Here is a 20908-nt window from a genome sequence, read left to right as displayed (position 1 = left end):
GCACGATAAAAATGGAATCACGACAATAAAGTGAAACCTCAGCGGGATAAAGAGAGCGAATGTAATAGATTGATGCCGGTCACAAGAGATGAGTTCAGGAAAATTTCAGGGGGAGGGAATACTGAAAATAAGGAAAAGAGGGTAAATCAAAATGCATGATCTGTATTGTTACTATTCGGCAACTCAGTGCGCATTTCCTCCTTTTTTTTCATCAATTTTCCGGATATAAGCGAAAATTTCAGCAACAGCTTCATAAAGTTCAACAGGTATCATTTCATTCAGATCAAGCCGGGAAAGCATAGAAACAAGATCGGGATCTTCCTGTATTGGAATATTTAAAGACTTAGCCTTTTCAATTAACTGCTCAGCCATTTTTCCATCAGCTTTTGCTGAAACATAAGGCGCCTGGTCCTGCCCTGTTTTATAATTCAGAGCCACAGCCTTTTTCTTTTTAGAAGGTTCTCTGTCGTTCATACTTTCACATCCAGACGGTAATGTGATAAAACCAGTGGCTCACTCGCCCTTCGGATCAGCCCGGGATCCAGATTTTCAACCTGAGAAACGGAAATTAACTGATAATTCATAGCAGAAAGGTGCTGACTGAGTTCAGATTGTCCGTCCTTTAACAACTGACTCAGATCGGTCCTGCTGTTTTCGACAGTAAGAGACATCGATCGATTCTGAATTCGGATACAGATTATCGTTTTTTTCAGGTGAGGCAGGTCCAGACATAGAACAATCGTACATGAATCAGGAGAAATCTGCCCTTTTCTGCCTCTCTTACTCTCAAAATAGACCGTTGCATCCTCGATATCATTGTGCCGTGGAACGGGCAGTTGAAAAGAGAACTGTGCAACATCAGGATCTGAAGAAATCATTTGAATCTGATCGCCGGTGATACGCTGTACCATCTCAGATGCCGTTTTACGGATTTGAACCGGTGCTTCCTTATCCTGAACAACAGCAAGGAGCCCGGCTTTGAGAGAATGGCCATGATCCAGTTGTTCTCCGCTTTCGGCCTGTTTCAACAATTTATGCTCATATTCAAACCCCATAAGTTTCAGTACGTGCACGAAAAGAGAATAACTCGGATTTTCTGCCGGATGGCGGGTATCTGCCGGATTTGATCCGGAGATAAAAACGGAGAGTTGCTTCAAAAAATCTGAGGGCTTCATATTGATATTCAGTGCCTTCAGTAATTCATCCGCATCTTTAACTGTCATCATGCTGTTTAAGAAACGTTGAAGGGGCTGTAAACGGACCTCAGGCTTCCCAAGCCCGGCAAAAAAGTGTTGCAGCAGAAACAGTGAAGGGGTCTCACCTTTCATCCCGGAGGCCGGCAAAAGGGCAGACTCGGGGTGCAGAAGCTCAGCTATTGTTTTTTTCAGCGCCTCGATGGATGAGGTGACCTTATCCGAATGGAGCAGCTGATCCTGAAGTGTCGACAGCTGATGCGCAGCAGATTCTGACGTCATTAAATCACGGGCCATATCAAAAAATGTCCGGCTCAAAGGAAGATCACGATTAATCAGCCAGCGGATAGACTGGATATCTGAAGGAGCAGCAGATCTTCCCCCGATTAATGCCCGGCTTGCAACGAGCATTTCACGGGTCAGGGGCTCGCCCATATCAAAGAATGACTGAACCAGCTGACGGTTTACAGCATCATCTTTTACCCTGAATGTCTCCAGAGTGCTCTGAACCATCGACTCCCCCGACGGTATCTGATTCCGATCTCCCGGACGGCGATGCAGAACCTGCGCTGTAACAGGCTGTGACAGTTGTTTAATCTGAAATAGATAGTCCTTCCCTGCTTTAAGCGGTGGATTTACTGCATCAATTTTTGCGATCACCTGATTTGCCCCTAATTGAAGGAGCACATTCCGATCCGGCAGGATTTCCATGACTCTTCCCCTGAGAATCTGTTCAGGAACGAATGTACCTGCCAGCTGACTCTGGCTGATCGCATAAGGCTGGAAATTCATGAAATCACCTTCAATATCTTTTTATGATTTCAGCGGAGCAAATGTCATGCGATGCTCCGGACAGGGACCCAGTTTCCTGATCGCCTCAACATGCTCCTTTGTCCCGTAACCTTTATTTCCTGAAAATCCATAACCGGGATATACCTGATCCAGCTCATTCATAAGCCTGTCCCGGGTGACCTTTGCGATAATTGATGCGGCGGCAATTGAGTTACTCCGTGCATCGCCCTTTATGAGCGAACTCTGATCAATTTCGAGTGGCAGGCGCATGGCATCGATCAGAAGATAATCCGGCTTGATCTTCATATTTTTTACTGCCTGCACCATGGATCGCCTTGCTGCCTGGTATATATTCACAGAGTCAATTTCACGGGCCGAAACCATCCCGACACTGACTGATAAAGCATTCTGCCGGATCTGTCTGTACAACAGGTCACGCTTCGAAGGAGTCAGTTGTTTTGAATCATTAAGTCCGGGTAAAACCGTATCCGTTCCGAGTATCACACAGGCTGCAACAACCGGGCCTGCAAGCGGGCCTCTGCCGGCTTCATCGATGCCGGCAACATGTTGGAAGCCCTGATCCCAAAGTTCCCGTTCATAACGGTTCATTTCATCGAATTTTTCGATCAGCAATTTTCTGCGCTGCTGCTTTCGCTCCCAGATCCTGATCAGGTGCCGGACACCGGCACGTGAATCATGTTCCAATGCTGAATAATCTTCAGGTGACAGAGTTTGTACAGCCTGCAGTTTTTCTTTAATCTGAGCAACGGTCATGTATTGCATGTTCTTCCCCTGTCTTTTATATCGGTAAAGAAATGGTTTTCTTTAATGCCGGCCTGCGCTTCAGACGCGCTTAACCGGAAGGTGATAAAGCTCCGCCAGGATTAAACCGGCGGGGTCTGAAGTGTCAGATGACCCAGCTTTTGATTCCTGTAATCCCTGACGATCAGCTCAGACGTCCGATCATAATCGATGCTGCCGCCTTTCATCAGGCAGCCCCTGTTTCTGCCTATCTGATCAAAAAGAGCAACAATCAGATCCTGCTCATTTTCGTCTGTTGCTGAGCGGTTGACAGGCGGCAGCTTATAACGTTCAGAAAGCTGTGACGGATACCTGCGTATTAAAATTTTCAAAATAAAAACAGCTATTTCCTGAAAATCCAGCAAATCTTCTTTAATAGCCCCTGTTGCCGCCAGATACAGGCCGACTTCGTGAGATTTAAACTTCGGCCACAGAATCCCCGGAGTATCGAGCAGTTCCATTGTATTGCCTGCCCTTATCCACTGCTGGGCTGTCGTGACGCCCGGGCGGTCACCAATCTTTGCAATTTTTCTCCCCGCGAGCCGGTTAATCAGGGTCGATTTGCCGACGTTGGGAATCCCAATAATAAGGGCACGGTCAGCATGCGGCCGGAATCCTTTTTGCTCCAGTTTTGCCCGTCGACCGGCAGTCATCCGGTGAACAACTTCCGGTATGGCTGATACACCCTTGCCTGTTCTGCTGTCTGCCTGGTGGGCGATATAGCCCTGACGTTCATAATAATTTTCCCATTTTTGTGTGATGAGCTTATCGGCCATATCCGCCTTATTCAGTATCAGCAGTCTGGATTTTCCTGAGGCCATTTCGTCAACAAGCGGATTCCGTGAAGCTTCCGGAATTCTGCTGTCGACAAGCTCGATAACAACGTCTATCTGCTTCATTCTCTCGATCATCTGTCGTCTGGCCTTAGCCATATGACCAGGATACCATTGAATCGTCATGTGAACGCCTCCTTTCTTTTTTACGTGCAATTATTGTGGATCATCCCGTGAAAAGAGAGGGAAACGCCCCCTGCTCCACATTCTTTCATGATTTGTTTCATCCATTTCATGTTTTCTTTAAGAGTATAAAAAGGAGTCTGGTTTCCCAGACCCTTTTTCGATTCTTATTGACATGATAAAAAAATTATCTGCTTTTGATTCTCGCTTTTTTACCGCGGAGTTCACGGAGATAATAAAGCTTTGCCCGGCGAACCTTGCCCAGACGAACCACATCAATTTTATCAATCTTCGGCGAATTCACCGGGAAGGTCCGTTCGACACCGACACCATAAGAAATCTTTCTTACGGTAAATGTCGCACTTATTCCGGTACCGTGACGCTTAATGACAACACCTTCGAACACCTGTATACGTTCATGTGTTCCTTCGGTGATTTTTACGTGTACCTTTAGTGTATCTCCGGGTCTGAAATCCGGGACATCGGTACGCAGCTGCTCTTTAGTAATCTCATCAATCACGTTAGACATAACAGTAATGGCCTCCTTCCGTACAAATGCTCTTACAGCCTCCTTTGACTGCAGCGGAACATCGTATTCAACTTACAAATGCCACGAATTTAATAGTACCATATTGTTTCATGAATATGCAAGCAGACCGGCGGATTTATTCCTGTTTAAATTCTCTCAGCCATTTCCTTTCCTGATCGGACAAAGGCCTGCCCTTAAGCAGATCCGGTCTGCGTGTGAAGGTTCTTCTGAGGGATTCTTTATGACGCCATTCGGCAATCCGTTCATGGTTTCCTGACAGCAGGACATCAGGTACTTTCATCCCTCTGAAATCAGCCGGACGTGTATATTGAGGATGTTCCAGCAATCCATCGGAAAAAGAATCCGTTAAGGCGGATGTGTCATTGCCGAGTACTCCCGGAAGAAGCCTGACGATGCTGTCGATCATCGACATCGCCGCCAGTTCTCCTCCTGTCATCACAAAATCACCAATGGAAAATTCATCCGTGACCAGGCAACGGGCGACCCGTTCATCAACCCCCTCATAGTGCCCACAGATAAAAACAAGGTGTTTTTCTCCGGAAAGATCGATGGCATCCTTCTGTCGAAAAGGTTTACCCTGTGCAGAGGTGAGGATGACACGCGACGCTCCGCCTCCTTCAGTGCTGACCGATTTAGCGGCGTCAAACAGAGGCTGAGGCATAAGAACCATTCCTGCCCCCCCGCCAAAGGGATAATCGTCAACTTTACGATGCTTATTTTTCGTATAATCCCTGAAATCTGTGATATGGTAAGAAACTGCTCCTCTTTCAGCGGCCCGTCCTAAAATAGACTCGGACAGTACCCCGCTGAACATATCCGGAAAAAGGGAAAGTATGTCAATCTTCATGATCGATCAGCCCCGGTATTAAATGAATGGTTACCTGTTTCTTTTCGGTATCAACGGCTTTGACAACATCTTTGATATAAGGGATCAGCAGATCTTTTCCTTCAGTTTCCACAACCCAGACGTCATTTGCGCCTGGTGATAATATTTCTTTTATCCTGCCAAGGCGCGTTCCGGTATCTGTCATCACCTGTGCACCGATGATCTGATAATAATAGTAGGATCCCTCTTCCAGCTCAGAAAGCTGCTCACGAGGCACATACAGGGAACATCCTTTATATTTTTCTACAGCATTAATTGAATCATAATCCTTAAACGTCAGACAGTCGAACGTCTTCCGTCTGGTAAAGCCGGTCACTGTCAGGGGGTGATACGTGCTATTTTTCTCATCATGCACATATAAAAGTGCACCTGTGGCAAAACGTTCATCCGGAAAATCAGTAACGCTGATCACTTTAACCTCCCCCTTTATGCCCCGTGTATTGACAATTTTACCGACATATTGCCAATGTGTCACAATCATTCCTCCTTGCCTGGTATATAGTGAAAAAGAGAAGGGAACTGTCCCCCTTCTCTTTTTCACTGGTACATATTCAGAGATAACTCCCGTCACAGTGTTTATCTCTGGAATTTAGCATGATGAAATTTCTCCATAAGTCCCTTCCTGGAGAAGAGATTACGGACCGTGTCGGATGGCTGTGCACCTTTCTTCAGCCAGTCCAGTGCTTTCTCCTCGTCCACATCAAAAGCCTTGGGTGTGGATACCGGATTATAAGTTCCAATTTCTTCGATAAAACGGCCGTCACGCGGCGCACGTGAATCGGCAACAACGACTCTGTAAAATGGACGTTTTTTTGCTCCCATACGTTTCAGACGAATTTTAACTGACATAAATAAACACCTTCCTGAAAGTTTACTGTTTTGCTGTATTCCCTGCCGTAATGCTTACGTAAACGGCAGATTAAAGGGATTCCGACGCTTCCTGCCCTTGCCGCCGCTGCCCATGAACTGCTTCATCATGCGTTTCATGTCTTTGAATTGTTTAAGCAGCCTGTTCACGTCGGCGATAGAAGTCCCGCTGCCAAGAGCGATCCGTTTCCTCCGGCTGGCATTGATCATATCAGGATCATTTTTTTCCTGAACGGTCATGGACCGGATAATAGCTTCAACCTGATCAATTTTTTTATCATCAATCTGCATATTCTTCATACCCTTGAACTTGTTTGCTCCGGGCATCATGGCAAGCAGATCCTGAATCGGTCCCATATTACGGACCTGACCGATCTGATCAAGGAAATCATCCAATGTAAAGCTGACGGACATAATTTTCTTCTCCATCTCTTTGGCCTTTTCCTGATCGACGTTGGCCTGTGCCTTCTCAATCAGGGAGAGAACATCACCCATACCAAGAATGCGGGAGGCCATTCGATCCGGGTGGAAAGGTTCAAGGGCATCCATCTTTTCACCCGTACCGACAAATTTAATCGGCGTTCCAGTCACTGAGCGGATCGATAAAGCAGCTCCGCCGCGTGTATCCCCATCCAGTTTCGTCATGATAACCCCTGTGAGATCAAGACGCTCATTGAATGCGGAGGCAACATTGACGGCATCCTGTCCGGTCATTGCATCAACGACAAGAAAAACTTCATCCGGATGACTGACAGCCTTAATCTTTTCCAGTTCATCCATCAGCGTGTCGTCAATATGAAGCCGGCCGGCAGTATCAATCAGGACAAGATCGTTGTGCTCTTTACCGGCCTCCTCAAGTCCCCTGCGGACAATATCAACAGGATTGACCTGATCGCCCAGCGAAAAGACAGGGATATTCAGCTGACTGCCTAAAGTCTGCAATTGTTTAATCGCAGCAGGGCGATAAATATCGGCAGCGATCATCAGCGGTTTCTTATTATTCGACTTGCGAAGATAATTTGCCAGCTTGGCAGCGGATGTCGTTTTACCGGCACCCTGCAGCCCGGCAAACAAGACAACCGTAGGCGGCTTCAATGCAAAATTAAATTTTGTCTGTTCACCGCCCATCAGTGCAGTTAATTCTTCTTTAACCACTTTGATGACCTGTTGACCGGGTGTCAGACTTTTCAGCACTTCCTGACCAATTGCCCGTTCCTGAACACGTTTAACAAAGGATTTAACAACCTTGAAATTAACATCGGCTTCAAGAAGAGCCAGACGGATTTCCCGTCCCATCTGCTTTACATCAGATTCGGAGACTTTACCTTTGCCACGGATTTTCTTCATCGTTGCCTGTAGTCTTTCAGACAGACCTTCAAATGCCATTCTTCTCACTTCCTAATCCAATTTCTCCATCCGGTCGAGAACCGAATCTACTATCCGGCGATCATCACTGTCCATCTTGCCTGCTTCCGTACGTAATTCCCGGATTAAAGACTGTCGTGACTGGTACTTCCGGAAAAGCCCCAATTTTTCTTCGAAGGCTTCCAGTGCGTGTTCCGCCCGTTTCAGGTTATCATATACTGCCTGTCTGGTAACCTGGCATCTCTCGGCAATTTCACCCAGCGAAAGATCATTGAGATAATAAAGGTCCAGGTATTCCTGTTGTTTAGGGGTGAGAAGCGGCTGATAAAAATCATATAGGGCATTGACTCGTAAAACCTTCTCAAGCATAGTAAAATCCCCTTAAGTGTAAAGGCTTTTCCTTTACTGACTCATCATACAGAAACCTGCCCACACTGTCAAGTTTTTATCTTAACAGTTCACTTTTCTTTTACATCCGGTGTATTAAAAAGATCTGAGAATATTCCATAGAGAAAGGCATCAGCATCAAAAACCTGCAGATCATTCATTTTCTCTCCGAGACCAACCAGTTTGACAGGGATATCAAGTTCATGGCGGATGCCGAGAACGATGCCGCCCTTTGCCGTCCCGTCAAGTTTTGTAAGTACAATACCCGTAACATTAGAAGCTTTTTTAAAAAGTTTCGCCTGATTGAGCGCATTCTGGCCGGTTGTAGCATCAAGAACGAGAAGTACTTCCTGCAGTCCGCCGGGACACTCCCTTTCGATGACACGCTTAATCTTCTCCAGCTCTTTCATCAGATTGACTTTATTTTGCAGACGACCGGCTGTATCGCAGAGAAGCACATCCGTACCACGTGACTTTGCGGCTTTTATCGCATCATAAATGACCGATGCGGGATCACTTCCCTCCTGGTGTTTGATCACATCAATCTGCGCGCGATCCCCCCAGACCTTCAGCTGATCAATGGCACCGGCACGAAAGGTATCTGCTGCAGCCAGCAGAACGGTCTTCCCCTCTTTTTTGAGCCTGTAGCCCAGTTTGCCAATTGTCGTCGTCTTACCGGCACCGTTTACGCCAACCATCAAAATCACGGTTAATCCATCCGGGTTCATCTGAAGTTTTGTCTCTTCTTTATTTTTGGTCAGAAAACCTGATAGCGTCTCAATAATAACTTCTTTCAGTTCTTCGGTTTCTTTGATATTTCTTGTTTTTGCTTCGTCTTTCAGCTGCTCGACAAGATCAAGAACCGTCGTCATGCCGACATCCGATTCAATCAGGATATCTTCCAGTTCTTCAAAAAATTCTTCATCAACCTTCCTGTATCTCTTGACCAGGTTATTCATTTTATCAGAAAACGATTTTCTGGTTTTACTTAACCCATCTCTGAATTTCTCTGTTGCCGTTTCCGTTCCGCCGCTGATCTTCTCTTTCATCCTGGTGAAAAAATTCATAGTTCTGCCCCCTTCAAAAAATGACGGTATGTATCGGCCATTACCCGCCGGTCTGGAGTAATTCATCCGTTTTTTCCAATCTTACAGACACCAGTTTCGAGATGCCCGACTCCTGCATGGTCACCCCATAAAGGACATCAGCATGCTCCATCGTACCGTGCCGGTGCGTCACCACAATAAATTGCGTTTCGGAACTAAAATTCTTAAGAAATTCGGCATATCGGTCCACATTGGCATCATCCAGTGCCGCTTCCACCTCATCCAGAACGCAGAACGGTACCGGGCGAATCTTGAGAATAGCAAAAAGAAGTGCAATCGCCGTCAGTGCCCGTTCTCCACCTGAGAGAAGGGAGAGCCGCTGGAGCTTTTTCCCCGGCGGCTCGGCAAATATTTCAATACCGCTTTCAAGTAGATCGTTCGGGTCGATCAATTTCAGATCTGCACGTCCGCCGCCAAAAAGTTCCTGAAAAACCATCTGAAACTGGCTGCGGATTTTCGTAAAGGTTTCGGAAAAGCGTCTGGCTACTTCACGATCCATCTCTGTCATCACATGTTCCAGAGTTTCACGGGCTTTAAGGAGATCATTCCGCTGGTTTGTAAGGAACTGATAACGCTCAAGTACATGATCATATTCCTCAATGGCTCCAACATTGATCGTCCCAAGTTCATCGATCGCCCGTTTGATCAGTTTAACCTTCTTTCGGGCATCCTCAGGATCGATCTTAAGCCGATAGTTTTCCCTTGCTCTGTCAATCGTCATTTCGTAATCTTCCCGGAGGGCATCGAGTAAATGGTCAAGCTGGACGTCAAGGCGCTCCAAAGCAACCTTTTCATTCTGAAAGGCCTGTGTCAGATGATCATATTTTCCCCGGTCCCTTTTCATTTCGGACTCCAGCCCGGCAATTTCAGAATGATCAGCGGTCCGCTTTGCTTTCCGCTCTTTCAATAATGCCGCAAGGTGTTCTTTTTCACGCTTTGATCGCTCTGCCTCCATCCTTAATTTCTCTTCAGACAGAACCTGATCACTCAGATCTGCATCTACCCCTTCAGCAGATGACCTGAGTGCATCAATAGAGGCAGTAAGCTCTTCGACATGTGCTTTCATCTGTTTGACTGTCTCCTGCTGATGAATCACAATTTGATTCTGCGATGCTGTCTCTACCTTCAGGGCGGTGATTTCTTTTTCCAGAGCACTTCTTGCAGACGTTCGATGATGACTGGTTTCCGTTAATTGATTGATTCTGGCCGTCAGCGCCTGCTCTTTTTCCTCGTTTTCGGCGGTTATTCGCTTGATTTCATTGAGTCTGGCGTTTATTTTATTTTCCTCAGCCGCATAATCACCGTGTTCCCGGGTCAGTAATTGATAGTTGTCCCTGCTGCTTTTTTCTTCAGCACCGGCCTCGAACAGATGGGACCTGAGGTTTTGCATTTTCTCATCATTTTTTTTCAGCGAATCAGCCAGTTTCCCTCTTTTCAGCTCGTCGGAAGAGAGTGTATTTTTTAATTCAGAAAACTGCGCTTTCAGTTCACGTACTTTTGTGCGCATTTCCCTGAGCTGGTTTTTTATTGTCTCAATCTCAGAGTTTCTGCCAATCAGCCCTGAACCATTCTTCTTCCGGCTTCCACCTGTCATGGCCCCGCCGGGAGAAACAACATCGCCGGCCAGCGTGACGATTCTGAATTTATATCCCATCACATGGGCCAGCTGATTCGCCTGTTCCAGCGTCTCGGCAATAATGACCGAACCTAAAAGATGTCTGATGACGGTAAGGTATTTCGCGTCACACGTAACGAGTTCGTCGGCCGTGCCGATAAAGCCGGATCTCTTCTCAAGCTGCCTTCGCTCATTCACCGGAAGAAAACGGGGCCGCATCACCGATAAAGGAAGAAACGTGGCACGACCCGCCTGATTCTTCCTGAGAAAATGAATGGCACGTCGTCCCGATGCTTCATCGGCGACCACCACGCTCTGGGAAGAGCCGCCAAGAGCGACTTCAATAGCTGTCTGGTACGCCTGATCCACACGAATCAGTTCGGCCACAGCCCCGGATATACCCTGCAACCTGTGTCTGTTTTTCAGAACCATCCTGACACCCTGATAGAAGCCTGCATAATCTTCCTTCAGCGCTTCGAGCATTTCCTTTTTAGATTCCGCCTGATCAATGAAACGGGTAATTTTCTCAAGAGCATGCTTTTGTTTTGTGTAACGGTTGTGCTGCTGCTCCAATGCAGAATCAGCATCATCTAACGCTTTACGCAGCAGGTCCCCTTCTGCAGTTGCCTCCTTCAGCTTCCGTTCCGCCAGCTGTCTTCCGGATTCTGCTTCTTGGACCCGTTTAGACGCTGCATGGATCTGTTCATCAGTCAGAGATCGCTTATGGCTGATGGAAGCATGCTGATCATTCAGATAGCGGGTCTCATTTCTCATAGACGCCTGCTGATTTAACACGTCAATATATTCAGCCTTCACTTTTTCAATCTGTTCGTCAAGGTTCTGGTCAAAATCAGTATATTTAGTCTGCTTTTCCTTCAGACTTTTATTGAGACGCTGCATTTTCGCACGTTCTTCAAGAAAAACAGTTTCTGCTTTCTTATACTGCTCCTGCTCTTCTTTCAGCTGACGCGTCAGCTGTTCAATCCGTTCTTTTAAGTCCTGGGAACTGCCTTCTGTATGTCGTTTCCTTTCCTTCAGGACATGCTGCCGGCCAAGAATTTTCTCGAGGTTTTCTCCTGCTTCAGCCAGTTTTGACTGGCACTCATCGATTGACTGATCGAAATGATCAAGCCGTTCTCTCATCGTCTGGAACCGCTCCTCTGTCTCATGAAGCGTTTTTTCAAGTTCTGATTTGCGGCGATTCAGATCCTGAACACGCTTTTTCTTTTCCGTCCAGGAGTGATGAATCCGGTCGATATCATACACGAGCAGTGCAACATCTACCTGCTTGAGTTCTGCTTTCTTTGCAAGGTAATCTTTGGCAACAGAAGCCTGCTTTTCCAGGGGATCCAGCCTGTTTTTCAATTCATGAAGAATATCTTCAACCCGATTCAGATTATCTTCGGAATCGACGAGCTTTTTCGCCGCCGCCTGCTTCCGCAGTTTATATTTAAGTACTCCGGCAGCTTCTTCAAATATTTTGCGCTTGTCTTCCGACTTGCTGTTTAATATTTCATCTATTTTACCCTGTCCGATGACAGAATAAGCTTCTTTCCCGAGTCCTGAATCCATAAACAGATCAACAATATCTTTCAGTCTGCAATTCTGACGATTTAACATAAATTCGCTTTCACCCGACCGGAATACGCGCCGGGTGACGACGATTTCACTGTAGTCCAGCGGGATGTACTGATCGCGATTGTCAAGGGTCAGCGTCACTTCCGCCATATTAACTGCTTTTCGCGCGTCACTTCCGGAGAAGATAATATCCTCCATCTTCGAACCGCGCAGCGACTTTGCCGACTGCTCGCCAAGTACCCAGCGTATCGCTTCAGTGATATTGCTCTTTCCGCTCCCGTTTGGCCCGACAACAGCTGTCACTCCGGGAACGAATGTCACGGATGTTTTATCGGCAAAGGACTTGAAACCTGAGATATCCAGCCTTTTCAGAAACATCCTGATTCCTCCATTCTGCTTCTCCTGCCGGTAAAGGAAACAGCCGGGATTTCCCGGCTGCTTCCTTTACCCCGAGATCTTTTTAAGTGCTTCCCGTGCCGCACTTTGTTCCGCATCTTTTTTTGACGGTCCCTTACCGTTTCCCATGACCTCACCGTTTAACTGAACTTTTGCAATAAATTCACGATGCTGAGCCGAGCCCTTTTCCAGAGTGACGTCATAATCAATCTGGCCAAGGTCTTTACTCTGAACCGTTTCCTGAAGCTGACTTTTAAAATCCATCACATGGGAAAAAGTACCATCAGCGATTTTAGGATAGACAACCCTCTCAAGAAATCTGTTGACCTCCGCCAATCCCTGATCGAGATATAATGCTCCGACAAACGCCTCAAATACGTCGGCCAATAACCCCGGCCGATTGCGTCCGCCTGTGGATTCTTCACCGCGCCCCAGAAAGATCTTATTTTCAAGAGAAAGCGTATGGGCAAACATGACCCATCCTGTTTCACAGACAATGGCCGCCCTCAGTTTTGTCATATCTCCTTCTGAAAGATTGGGGAAATGTTTAAACAAGTACTGCGACACCATTAATTCGAGAACCGCATCTCCGAGAAATTCCAGTCTTTCATAATCTTTCTGAGTACCCTGGCGATGCTCATTCACATAGGATGAATGTGTAAAAGCCTGGTAAAGCAGATCCTTGTTCTTAAAAGTAAAAGAAAACTCTTTCAGAAACTGGTCAATATGAGCCAGAGTTTCTTTGTCTCTTATATCCTGTTTATTTGAACCGGACAAACAAAATCACCTCCATCTGCCGTAACATGAGAGGCCTGTAAAAAATAAGACCCCGTATTCATAAACAGGTTTATAAAAACGGGGCTTGTGCGTTTCTCATGTCATGATACGTGGCTCTGTATGTAATTCACTACATCACCAACGGTCTGTATTTTTTCTGCATCTTCATCTGAAATCTCCAGATTGAATTCATCTTCCAGTTCCATCACAAGTTCGACGATGTCCAATGAATCCGCGTCGAGGTCTTCTTTGAATGAAGCTTCCGGTTTCACATCTGCTTCATCAACACCAAGTCTGTCGACGACGATCTTTTTTACCCGTTCCAGCACATCATTTTCTGCCATGCTTTCACCCCCCCTCAAGAATACACGAATAAAAGCGACAGGAAAGACTGTTTTAGGTCAATACCCGTTTTTCCTGTGCATCCATATCACAGCTCCGGGCATACTTCAATTATTTTATTGCATCGCCATACCACCGTCAATACTTAATATTTGACCGGTCATATAGCTGCTGTCTTTTGAGGCTAAAAAAGCGACAGCCTTTGCAACGTCTTCCGGAGTTCCCGGACGCTGAAGGGGAATCTGCTTTTTCATCTGTTCCTTGACCTCATCGGAGAGCTGCTCCGTCATTTCTGTTGTGATAAAACCAGGGGCAACAGCATTAACTGTGATCCCGCGTGCAGCGACTTCTCTTGCTGCAGATTTTGTCAGACCAATCACTCCTGATTTTGCGGCAACGTAATTCGCCTGCCCGGCATTTCCGAGTATTCCGACAACAGAGGCGATGTTGATAATCCTTCCGCTTCTCTGACGCATCATCGGGCGCAGTGCAGCTTTCGTAACCAGAAATACGCCTTTCAGATTGATGTCAAGAACAGCATCCCAATCTTTTTCTTTCATTCTCATCAACAGACCGTCCCGTGTAATGCCCGCGTTATTTACGACAATATCAAGCGTTCCAAATGTCCGGATCACGAATTTTATCATGTCCTTAACCTGATTCTCCTGTGATACATCGCAATGAACGACCGCGGCGTCCCGGCTAAGCGCTTTGATCTCCGCAACAGTTTCTTCCGCTTTTGACTGATTTCCCGCATAATTAACCGCTATCGAGGCACCTCGCCGGGCCAGCTCAAGTGCGATGGCCTTCCCGATTCCTCTGGACGCCCCCGTTACAAGTGCAACTTTTCCATTGAGCTCCACTTTTATACACACTCCTTCAGTTTTTCCGCAACCTCATCCAGACTCTTCAGATCGTTCACCTGTAGTAGGGTACAACCACGGTGTATCTTTCTGATGAGTCCGGAAAGAACACGCCCGGGGCCGATCTCTATATACGTGTCTACATTCAGGCTGCGTAGTTTTTCAATGGATTCGACCCAGCGTACGGGCGAATAAAGTTGTTTCACCAGATTGCGGATGATGTCTTCTTTTGATTCTTCGAGTTCAGCCGTACTGTTTGCAACTACGGGAATATCAGCATTCCCGGCAGTTAAACCATCAAGCACACGGCGGAATGCATCTGCCGCCGGACGCATCAGAGCAGAATGGAAAGGACCGCTGACAGCAAGGGGAACCACACGTCTTGCCCCTGCTTGTTCAGCTAAACGGGACGCCGTCTGAACTCCGGCCAATGTACCGGATATAACGATCTGACCCGGAGCATTCAGATTCGCCATCTGGACAGATGAGCCCTTCTGCGTGACCTGGATACATATCCGGTCCAGCGTTCCGGGATCAAGACCCAGTACGGCAGCCATGGTGCCCTCACCGGCCGGTACAGCCTGTTCCATCAGCAGTCCTCTCTGTCTGACAGCATATACGCCGTCTGAAAGGCTGAACACACCGGCCGCATAAAGCGCACTATACTCACCCAAACTGTGTCCGGCGACATAATCAGCTTTCACTCCTTTTTCTGAAAGCAGTCTGTATAATATGGCACTGATGGTGAACAGCGCCGGCTGCGTATTCTCAGTTCGCTTCAGCTTTTCCTCCGGACCGTTAAAAATAAGGTCGGACAGCGGGAAGCCAAGCCGGGAGTCAGCAGATCTGAACATTTTTTCAGCTTTCGGGCAGCTCTCAAACAGATCTTTCCCCATACCGACATTTTGCGAACCCTGTCCCGGAAAAACAAATGCTATCTTGCCCATGCTGTTTCCTCCTGTTTTCATATGAACTCATTCATCTATGTAGTAATCATTTACCGTTTTTCTTTACCTTTACTGCGATGTGAACGGAACATAGTAAAAATGCCTCTGAATACGTGATCCTGACCCGCATAACTGTTCACCTCAACAACCGTTCGAATTCTTTCTTTCTTGACGACTCTGGCCTTGGCAACGACACGCTCCCCGGCCTTCACGGGTCGTATGAAATGAATGGATGCTTTGGATGTCAGAGCGAGATCATTATTGATTACGGCCACCGCCAGTGAATTGGCCTGAGCAAACAAATGATGGCCTCTTGCTATCCCTGTTCTTGAAAAAACATGATTCTGATTAATATCCAATATAGAGATGGCGGATTGATCAAGCTGTAAATCGATTATTTCACCGATCACTTCTTCTCTGTGAAGGGCTTTTACTTCATCAAACTGTTTTCTTGCCACATGTTTGATTCTTTCCCTGAGTTCAGGAATGGAAAGTTCCAGGCGATCCAGCCTGATCGTCTGTACACTGACGGAAAAGTGTTGCGCCAGTTCATCATCAGTGATAAACGGATTATCCTGTATGGTTTGTTTCAGTGCAGCCTGTCTGTCCTGTTTTGATTTCCTCATTACTATGACACCGCCGGTAAATATATCGCTGATCTTTCACAGGATCACACGCATGCGTATTCATGAGTTAAGACCAGATAATAATAGTAAGTATACCATAATTCCAGGCACAGGTGAATGAGACGGTGTCCTCACGTACATACGAAATTCACATCATAAGGTGTCACATTTAATCGAGATGTACATGGTCCATGATACCGGCGTCAACTAACGGCTGACGAAGAAGGCGGAACGAATCATCCTTCCAGAAATGCGGATCACGAACCAGTCTCATCGCGTCACGCCTGGCGGTCTGAAGCGTACGGAAATCGTGGACGACATCCGCCAGTTTAAAATCAGGCACCCCACTTTGCAGTTTTCCAAAAAAATCTCCGGGCCCGCGCAGTTTCAGGTCAGACTCAGACAGTCTGAACCCGTCTGTTGTCTCTGTCATCAGCCTCAGTTTTTCTTTTGCTGTTTCAGAACCGGTATCGGCGACGAGGATACAATATGACTGCGAAGACCCGCGCCCAACCCGGCCGCGCAGCTGATGAAGCTGGGCAAGTCCAAATCGATCTGCATCATAAATGACCATCAGTGTCGCATTCGGCACGTTCACACCGACCTCAACTACGGTCGTCGAGACGAGTACCTGAATTTTATTACCGGCAAATCCGTTCATGACTTTGGCTTTCTCTTCCGCACTGAGTTTTCCATGCATCAAACCAACCTGAAATCCGCTCAATGCTGCAGACAGACGAGCATGGACGTCAAGTGCATTCTGTACATCAAGTTGTTCTGACTCTTCGATCAACGGACAAATCACGTAAGCCTGTTTCCCCTGAAGTAATTGCTTCTTAATAAAATTGATGACTCGTTGCATCATTTCATGCCTGACCCAATAGGTTCTGATTTTTTTTCTTCCTCCGGGGAGCTCATTGATGGTGGACACATCCATGTCGCCAAAAACAGACAGAGCAAGGGTCCTGGGAATCGGTGTTGCAGTCATGTACAGCACATCCGGATCCTTTCCTTTGACCCGAAGTCTTTTTCGCTGTTCTACACCAAAACGGTGCTGCTCATCCGTTATGACAAGCCCCAGTTGACGAAAATGGACATCATCCTGAATCAGAGCATGTGTTCCGATAAGAATATCAATATTGCCGTTTTTCAGATTGTCCAGTAAAATTCTTCTCTTCCTGCCCCGGACGTTACCGGTCAGTAACGCGGTACTGATATCAAAAGGGGCAAACAGTTTCTGAAGATGATCCGCATGCTGGGAAGCAAGAATTTCAGTTGGAGCCATCAGCGCCCCCTGGAATCCGGCCGACACGGCTGCGTAGAGCGCAATTGCCGCGACAACGGTTTTCCCTGATCCGACATCGCCCTGCAGCAGTCGGTTCATCGCAAATTCTGAAGCCATATCGCCGATAATTTCCTGAATCACCTGTCTTTGAGCGTGAGTCAGAGAAAAAGGCAGGCTATGGATAAATTTATCGATCTGATCCTGCTTCAGAGTCATGGCCGTTCCATGCTCAACCTTTCGTCTGCTTAGTTTATAACCTTGCATCTTTAATTCATAGTTCAGAAATTCATCATAAACGAGCCTTCTCCTGGCCTGTTTCAGTCTGGTTCTCTCTGAAGGAAAATGAATTTCGTGAACGGCTTCTTTTCGCCCGGTCAGTTTATAAGCGGAAAGCATGTCCCGGGGCAGTGACTCATGGATATAATCAGGAAACTGATGAAAGGCCTGTCTGACAATATTTCTCATTCTCCTGACCGACAGGCCTTCTCTGACTGAATACACTGGGGCGATTCTCTCTTCGTTTTGTCTGAGCCCTTTATGAAATTCTGATGCGGTGAGCACTGCACGGTATTTTTCCCATTTTCCTGTAACTGTGACCTGATCGCCAAGGTTCAGACTTCTTTTTAAATACGGTCGATTAAAGGCAATGACTGTGATCAGCTGCCGTCCGCACAAAACTCGCACAGAAATTCTGGATCTTTTTCTGGCATAAAAAGTCAGAAGCGGTGCACTTTGGACTTTCCCTGCAACGGTGACATGTTCGCCGTCTGCGGCTGTCGTTAGATCCTTGATTTCGTAGTTGTCGTAACGATAGGGATAATAACAGAAGAGGTCTTCCAGTGTCTGAATGCCCATCTGCTTTAAAGCCGATACTGCGCTCTCACCGACGCCTTTTATCTTATCTACTGTTTCCGTCTGGCTGTTTTGCTGTATCATGAATTTTTCATCACAGACGGCTGTATTTTCCGTCCAAATATCTTTTCTTTCAGTGCCTGTCCGGTTTTTGTCGCAGCAAGTCCGCCCTGAGCCGTCTCCCTGAACGCGGCCGGCATTAACCGGCCGGCCTGATACATAGCGTCAATGACTTCATCACAGGGAATACGGCTCTTAATGCCGGCAAGAGCCATATCTGCAGCAACGATGGCACTGGAAGCCCCAATCGCATTCCTTTTTACGCAGGGGACCTCAACCAGACCGGCAACAGGATCGCAGATCAGTCCAAGCATATTACCAAGCGCGATGGCCATGGCATGGGCAGACTGTGCCGGCGTGCCTCCGGCCATCTCAACCGTAGCTGCAGCTGCCATCCCCGTTGCTGATCCAACTTCAGCCTGGCATCCGCCGGCTGCGCCCGATATAGATGCGTTGTTTGCTACAATAAAACCGAAGGCACCCGCCGTAAAGAGAAAACGGATCATCTGATCTCTGTCCGGATGGACTTTCTCCTTCAGTCCAAATAATGTACCTGGGACCACTCCGGCTGATCCGGCAGTCGGAGTGGCACAGATGATTCCCATTGCCGCATTGACTTCATTCGTTGCCATGGCCTTGCTGACGGCATCCAGCAAGGTGCGGCCGGCAAGGGATTTCCCCGAATCGATATATTTCTGAAGCAAACGTGCGTCTCCGCCTGTCAGGCCGGAGTGCGAACGGATGTCTTCGTGTATTCCTCTATTTACGGCCTTCTCCATCACATCAAGATTCCGTCCCATTCTGGAGAAGACAGCTTCCCGGCTCTTTCCTGTTGTTTCTGTCTCTGACAAAATCATCATTTCAGATATCGCCAGGCCGCGATCTTCAGCCTGACTGACAAGTTCTTTAACCGTACTGAACATGACGCATCTCCCCCTATCTCATCTATGATCAGGACAGGACCGCAACATGAAGCATATTCGGAAGTGCTGAAATCTCATCAGCAAGATTTTCATTAATCTCCTCATCCGTCTGGATAACCATTAAAGCCAGTCTCCCCTTTTCCTGGCGGGAGACTTCCATGTAAGAAATATTCATTTCATATCTGGCAATAACTCTGGCTACCTCCGCTACAGCACCATATTTATCAAGATGAAGAACGAGCAGAGCCGGATTACTGCCGGACAGTGAAATGGGAAATCCATCAACCTCAATAATTTCGATTTTCCCGCCGCCGATGGAAACGCCGACCAAATCCAGCAGATCCTCACCCTTCGACAAATGCAATCTTGCTGTATTCGGATGATCCACCTGAGTTACTTTGTCAGCTTCAAAAGAGATATCGATCCCCTCTTCTTTGGCCAGGGTTCTTGCCTGAGGTAATCTCCTGTCATTCGGTTCAAAAGCCAGCAATCCTCCGGCAATGGCAACGTCTGTCCCATGACCTTTATAGGTTTCAGCAAATGAACCGTAAAGAGTTACCTGTACTTGATCCGGCTTTTCTCCAAACAGCATTCTTGCTGTACGGCCGATGCTGACGGCTCCTGCTGTATGCGAACTTGAAGGTCCGACCATGACCGGCCCGATAATATCAAATACACTGCGATATTTCATTTAAGGTCCTCTCCTTATGGGGCTCAGGAATCCTCTTCTACAGGCGCATTGTCCGGCACAAGTCTGACACCTTGAACAAATACATTAATTTCAGCGGCATCAATACCTAACGTCTCATTCAAAGTTGCCCTCACCTTATTTTGTACCTGAACGGCAACTTCAGATATCCTTGTTCCATAGCTGACGATGATATACATATCGATCAGCAGATTCTGTGCATCATTAAAGTGCACAACAATCCCTTTACTGAAATTTTCTTTCTTAAGCAGTTCAGTAAAGCCATCTTTCAGCTGATTTTTAGAAGCCATGCCGACAATCCCGGAGCAGCCAAGTGCTGCACCTCCGACAATTTTTGCGATGACATCAGTTGAAATATCAATTTGACCAAAAGGGTTGCTGATTGAAATGGACATAAACACGTACCTCCGTAAAGAAGAGTGATTTTGAGCCCTGTTACTGCAGGAAAAATGCTCTTTATTAAATCATACTTTACCGCTATTTTACACTAGCGTGTTCTATTTTGAAAGAACTGAGACATATTGCGCGAGAGGCGTCGCCGTGATATTATAGAATTATTGCTGAAAGAAAGCTAAGGGCAAGGAGGTATGCTCAATGGGACGTCATTGCTTCGTGACAGGAAAGACTACAAAATTTGGCCAGAATCGGTCCTTTGCTGAAAATAAATCGAAACGGACATTCAAAGCTAATCTGCAGAAGGTTCGTATCCTTGTGGACGGCAAACCGAAACGGGTTTACGTATCGACAAAAGCGCTCAAATCCGGAAAAGTTGAACGGGCCTGATGGATTGATCTATAAGAATATGAAATAAAAAAGCATCGTTAGCGGAACCTCCGGATCATCCTCCGGTTTTCTCTGCGATGCTTTTTTATTTATCATGAATGCTCCAGATCTGTTGGTCAAAGCAGATTCAGTCATGTTCCTGGATTATCCCTTGCGGAAAGAACCGAGGAGTGCTCTCACAATACTGCCCAGAAATTTCGGAAGTTTAATAGTATAAAATTTCATTGCCATACTCCTCCTTGTTGCATG

Annotated in this window: 23 protein-coding genes; 1 reads left to right on the top strand and 22 read right to left on the bottom strand. The window is 46.8% G+C overall.

Going from position 1 to position 20908, the window contains the following annotated elements:
• Nucleotides 1-183: 183 nt before the first annotated feature.
• The 21 genes from EWH91_RS06480 to EWH91_RS06380 all read right to left on the bottom strand — a co-directional run bounded on the left by EWH91_RS06480 (nucleotide 184) and on the right by EWH91_RS06380 (nucleotide 20271).
• On the bottom strand, nucleotides 184-474 hold the full coding sequence (locus EWH91_RS06480) for an EscU/YscU/HrcU family type III secretion system export apparatus switch protein (protein ID WP_129929218.1): 291 nt from the start codon (nucleotides 472-474) through the stop codon (nucleotides 184-186).
• Nucleotides 471-1985: a flagellar hook-length control protein FliK gene (locus EWH91_RS06475; RefSeq protein ID WP_129929217.1), complete on the bottom strand. Its 1515-nt coding sequence runs from the start codon at nucleotides 1983-1985 to the stop codon at nucleotides 471-473. Before EWH91_RS06475 ends, EWH91_RS06480 begins: the two co-directional genes overlap by 4 nt.
• A gap of 21 nt (nucleotides 1986-2006) precedes the next feature.
• Entirely contained in the window at nucleotides 2007-2768 is a 762-nt protein-coding gene (locus EWH91_RS06470; RefSeq protein WP_129929216.1) for a ribonuclease HII, read from the bottom strand.
• 101 nt (nucleotides 2769-2869) lie between these two features.
• Nucleotides 2870-3745 carry a ribosome biogenesis GTPase YlqF gene (gene ylqF / locus EWH91_RS06465; RefSeq protein WP_129929215.1) on the bottom strand — a complete coding sequence of 292 codons (876 nt, stop codon included), beginning with the start codon at nucleotides 3743-3745 and terminating at the stop codon, nucleotides 2870-2872.
• A 184-nt stretch (nucleotides 3746-3929) separates the two neighbouring features.
• The gene (gene rplS, locus EWH91_RS06460; protein ID WP_129929214.1) at nucleotides 3930-4271 is read right to left on the bottom strand and encodes a 50S ribosomal protein L19; all 342 of its coding nucleotides are present in this window, start codon (nucleotides 4269-4271) and stop codon (nucleotides 3930-3932) included.
• A gap of 136 nt (nucleotides 4272-4407) precedes the next feature.
• Nucleotides 4408-5139, bottom strand: coding sequence for a tRNA (guanosine(37)-N1)-methyltransferase TrmD (gene trmD / locus EWH91_RS06455; RefSeq protein ID WP_129929213.1), 732 nt, complete (start codon nucleotides 5137-5139; stop codon nucleotides 4408-4410).
• Nucleotides 5129-5653, bottom strand: coding sequence for a ribosome maturation factor RimM (gene rimM / locus EWH91_RS06450; RefSeq protein ID WP_129929212.1), 525 nt, complete (start codon nucleotides 5651-5653; stop codon nucleotides 5129-5131). The genes trmD and rimM overlap by 11 nt, the downstream gene beginning before the upstream one ends.
• 101 nt (nucleotides 5654-5754) lie before the next feature.
• Nucleotides 5755-6027: a 30S ribosomal protein S16 gene (gene rpsP, locus EWH91_RS06445; RefSeq protein ID WP_129929211.1), complete on the bottom strand. Its 273-nt coding sequence runs from the start codon at nucleotides 6025-6027 to the stop codon at nucleotides 5755-5757.
• 54 nt (nucleotides 6028-6081) lie between these two features.
• Nucleotides 6082-7431, bottom strand: a complete 1350-nt coding sequence (ffh, locus tag EWH91_RS06440) for a signal recognition particle protein (protein WP_129929210.1) — start codon at nucleotides 7429-7431, stop codon at nucleotides 6082-6084.
• A 12-nt stretch (nucleotides 7432-7443) separates the two neighbouring features.
• Nucleotides 7444-7779: a putative DNA-binding protein gene (locus EWH91_RS06435; RefSeq protein WP_129929209.1), complete on the bottom strand. Its 336-nt coding sequence runs from the start codon at nucleotides 7777-7779 to the stop codon at nucleotides 7444-7446.
• 89 nt (nucleotides 7780-7868) lie between these two features.
• A complete protein-coding gene (gene ftsY, locus EWH91_RS06430; protein WP_129929208.1) occupies nucleotides 7869-8864 on the bottom strand; it encodes a signal recognition particle-docking protein FtsY in 996 nt (331 codons plus the stop codon).
• A 40-nt stretch (nucleotides 8865-8904) separates the two neighbouring features.
• Nucleotides 8905-12474 (bottom strand): chromosome segregation protein SMC, encoded by a 3570-nt coding sequence (smc, locus tag EWH91_RS06425; protein ID WP_129929207.1) that lies wholly within the window; start codon nucleotides 12472-12474, stop codon nucleotides 8905-8907.
• 66 nt (nucleotides 12475-12540) lie between these two features.
• Nucleotides 12541-13269, bottom strand: coding sequence for a ribonuclease III (gene rnc / locus EWH91_RS06420; RefSeq protein ID WP_129929206.1), 729 nt, complete (start codon nucleotides 13267-13269; stop codon nucleotides 12541-12543).
• Nucleotides 13270-13370: 101 nt separating this feature from the next.
• Nucleotides 13371-13613 carry an acyl carrier protein gene (gene acpP / locus EWH91_RS06415; protein ID WP_129929205.1) on the bottom strand — a complete coding sequence of 81 codons (243 nt, stop codon included), beginning with the start codon at nucleotides 13611-13613 and terminating at the stop codon, nucleotides 13371-13373.
• A gap of 114 nt (nucleotides 13614-13727) precedes the next feature.
• Nucleotides 13728-14474, bottom strand: coding sequence for a 3-oxoacyl-[acyl-carrier-protein] reductase (gene fabG / locus EWH91_RS06410; protein WP_129929204.1), 747 nt, complete (start codon nucleotides 14472-14474; stop codon nucleotides 13728-13730).
• 2 nt (nucleotides 14475-14476) lie between these two features.
• Nucleotides 14477-15421, bottom strand: coding sequence for an ACP S-malonyltransferase (gene fabD / locus EWH91_RS06405; protein WP_129929203.1), 945 nt, complete (start codon nucleotides 15419-15421; stop codon nucleotides 14477-14479).
• 50 nt (nucleotides 15422-15471) lie between these two features.
• Complete coding sequence (gene fapR / locus EWH91_RS06400) at nucleotides 15472-16047, bottom strand: transcription factor FapR (RefSeq protein ID WP_129929202.1); 576 nt, start codon at nucleotides 16045-16047, stop codon at nucleotides 15472-15474.
• A 169-nt stretch (nucleotides 16048-16216) separates the two neighbouring features.
• Nucleotides 16217-18268, bottom strand: a complete 2052-nt coding sequence (gene recG / locus EWH91_RS06395) for an ATP-dependent DNA helicase RecG (protein ID WP_129929201.1) — start codon at nucleotides 18266-18268, stop codon at nucleotides 16217-16219.
• The gene (gene sdaAA, locus EWH91_RS06390) at nucleotides 18265-19167 is read right to left on the bottom strand and encodes an L-serine ammonia-lyase, iron-sulfur-dependent, subunit alpha (RefSeq protein WP_129929200.1); all 903 of its coding nucleotides are present in this window, start codon (nucleotides 19165-19167) and stop codon (nucleotides 18265-18267) included. Before sdaAA ends, recG begins: the two co-directional genes overlap by 4 nt.
• Before the next feature lie 28 nt (nucleotides 19168-19195).
• Nucleotides 19196-19858 (bottom strand): L-serine ammonia-lyase, iron-sulfur-dependent subunit beta, encoded by a 663-nt coding sequence (gene sdaAB / locus EWH91_RS06385; RefSeq protein ID WP_129929199.1) that lies wholly within the window; start codon nucleotides 19856-19858, stop codon nucleotides 19196-19198.
• A 23-nt stretch (nucleotides 19859-19881) separates the two neighbouring features.
• Nucleotides 19882-20271, bottom strand: a complete 390-nt coding sequence (locus EWH91_RS06380; protein WP_129929198.1) for an Asp23/Gls24 family envelope stress response protein — start codon at nucleotides 20269-20271, stop codon at nucleotides 19882-19884.
• A 199-nt stretch (nucleotides 20272-20470) separates the two neighbouring features.
• On the opposite strand from EWH91_RS06380, the gene rpmB reads away from it, so the two are divergent.
• Nucleotides 20471-20659 (top strand): 50S ribosomal protein L28, encoded by a 189-nt coding sequence (rpmB, locus tag EWH91_RS06375; RefSeq protein WP_129929197.1) that lies wholly within the window; start codon nucleotides 20471-20473, stop codon nucleotides 20657-20659.
• A gap of 144 nt (nucleotides 20660-20803) precedes the next feature.
• Here the strand turns inward: rpmB and spoVM are convergent, their stop codons facing one another.
• Nucleotides 20804-20884, bottom strand: coding sequence for a stage V sporulation protein SpoVM (gene spoVM, locus EWH91_RS06370; RefSeq protein ID WP_129929282.1), 81 nt, complete (start codon nucleotides 20882-20884; stop codon nucleotides 20804-20806).
• Between the last annotated feature and the right edge of the window lie 24 nt (nucleotides 20885-20908).

The organism is Sporolactobacillus sp. THM19-2 (genome assembly GCF_004153195.1).
GTDB lineage: Bacteria > Bacillota > Bacilli > Bacillales > Sporolactobacillaceae > Sporolactobacillus.
The sequence above is the reverse complement of the archived record's forward strand: the minus strand, read 5'-3'. Positions and strand labels throughout refer to the sequence as shown.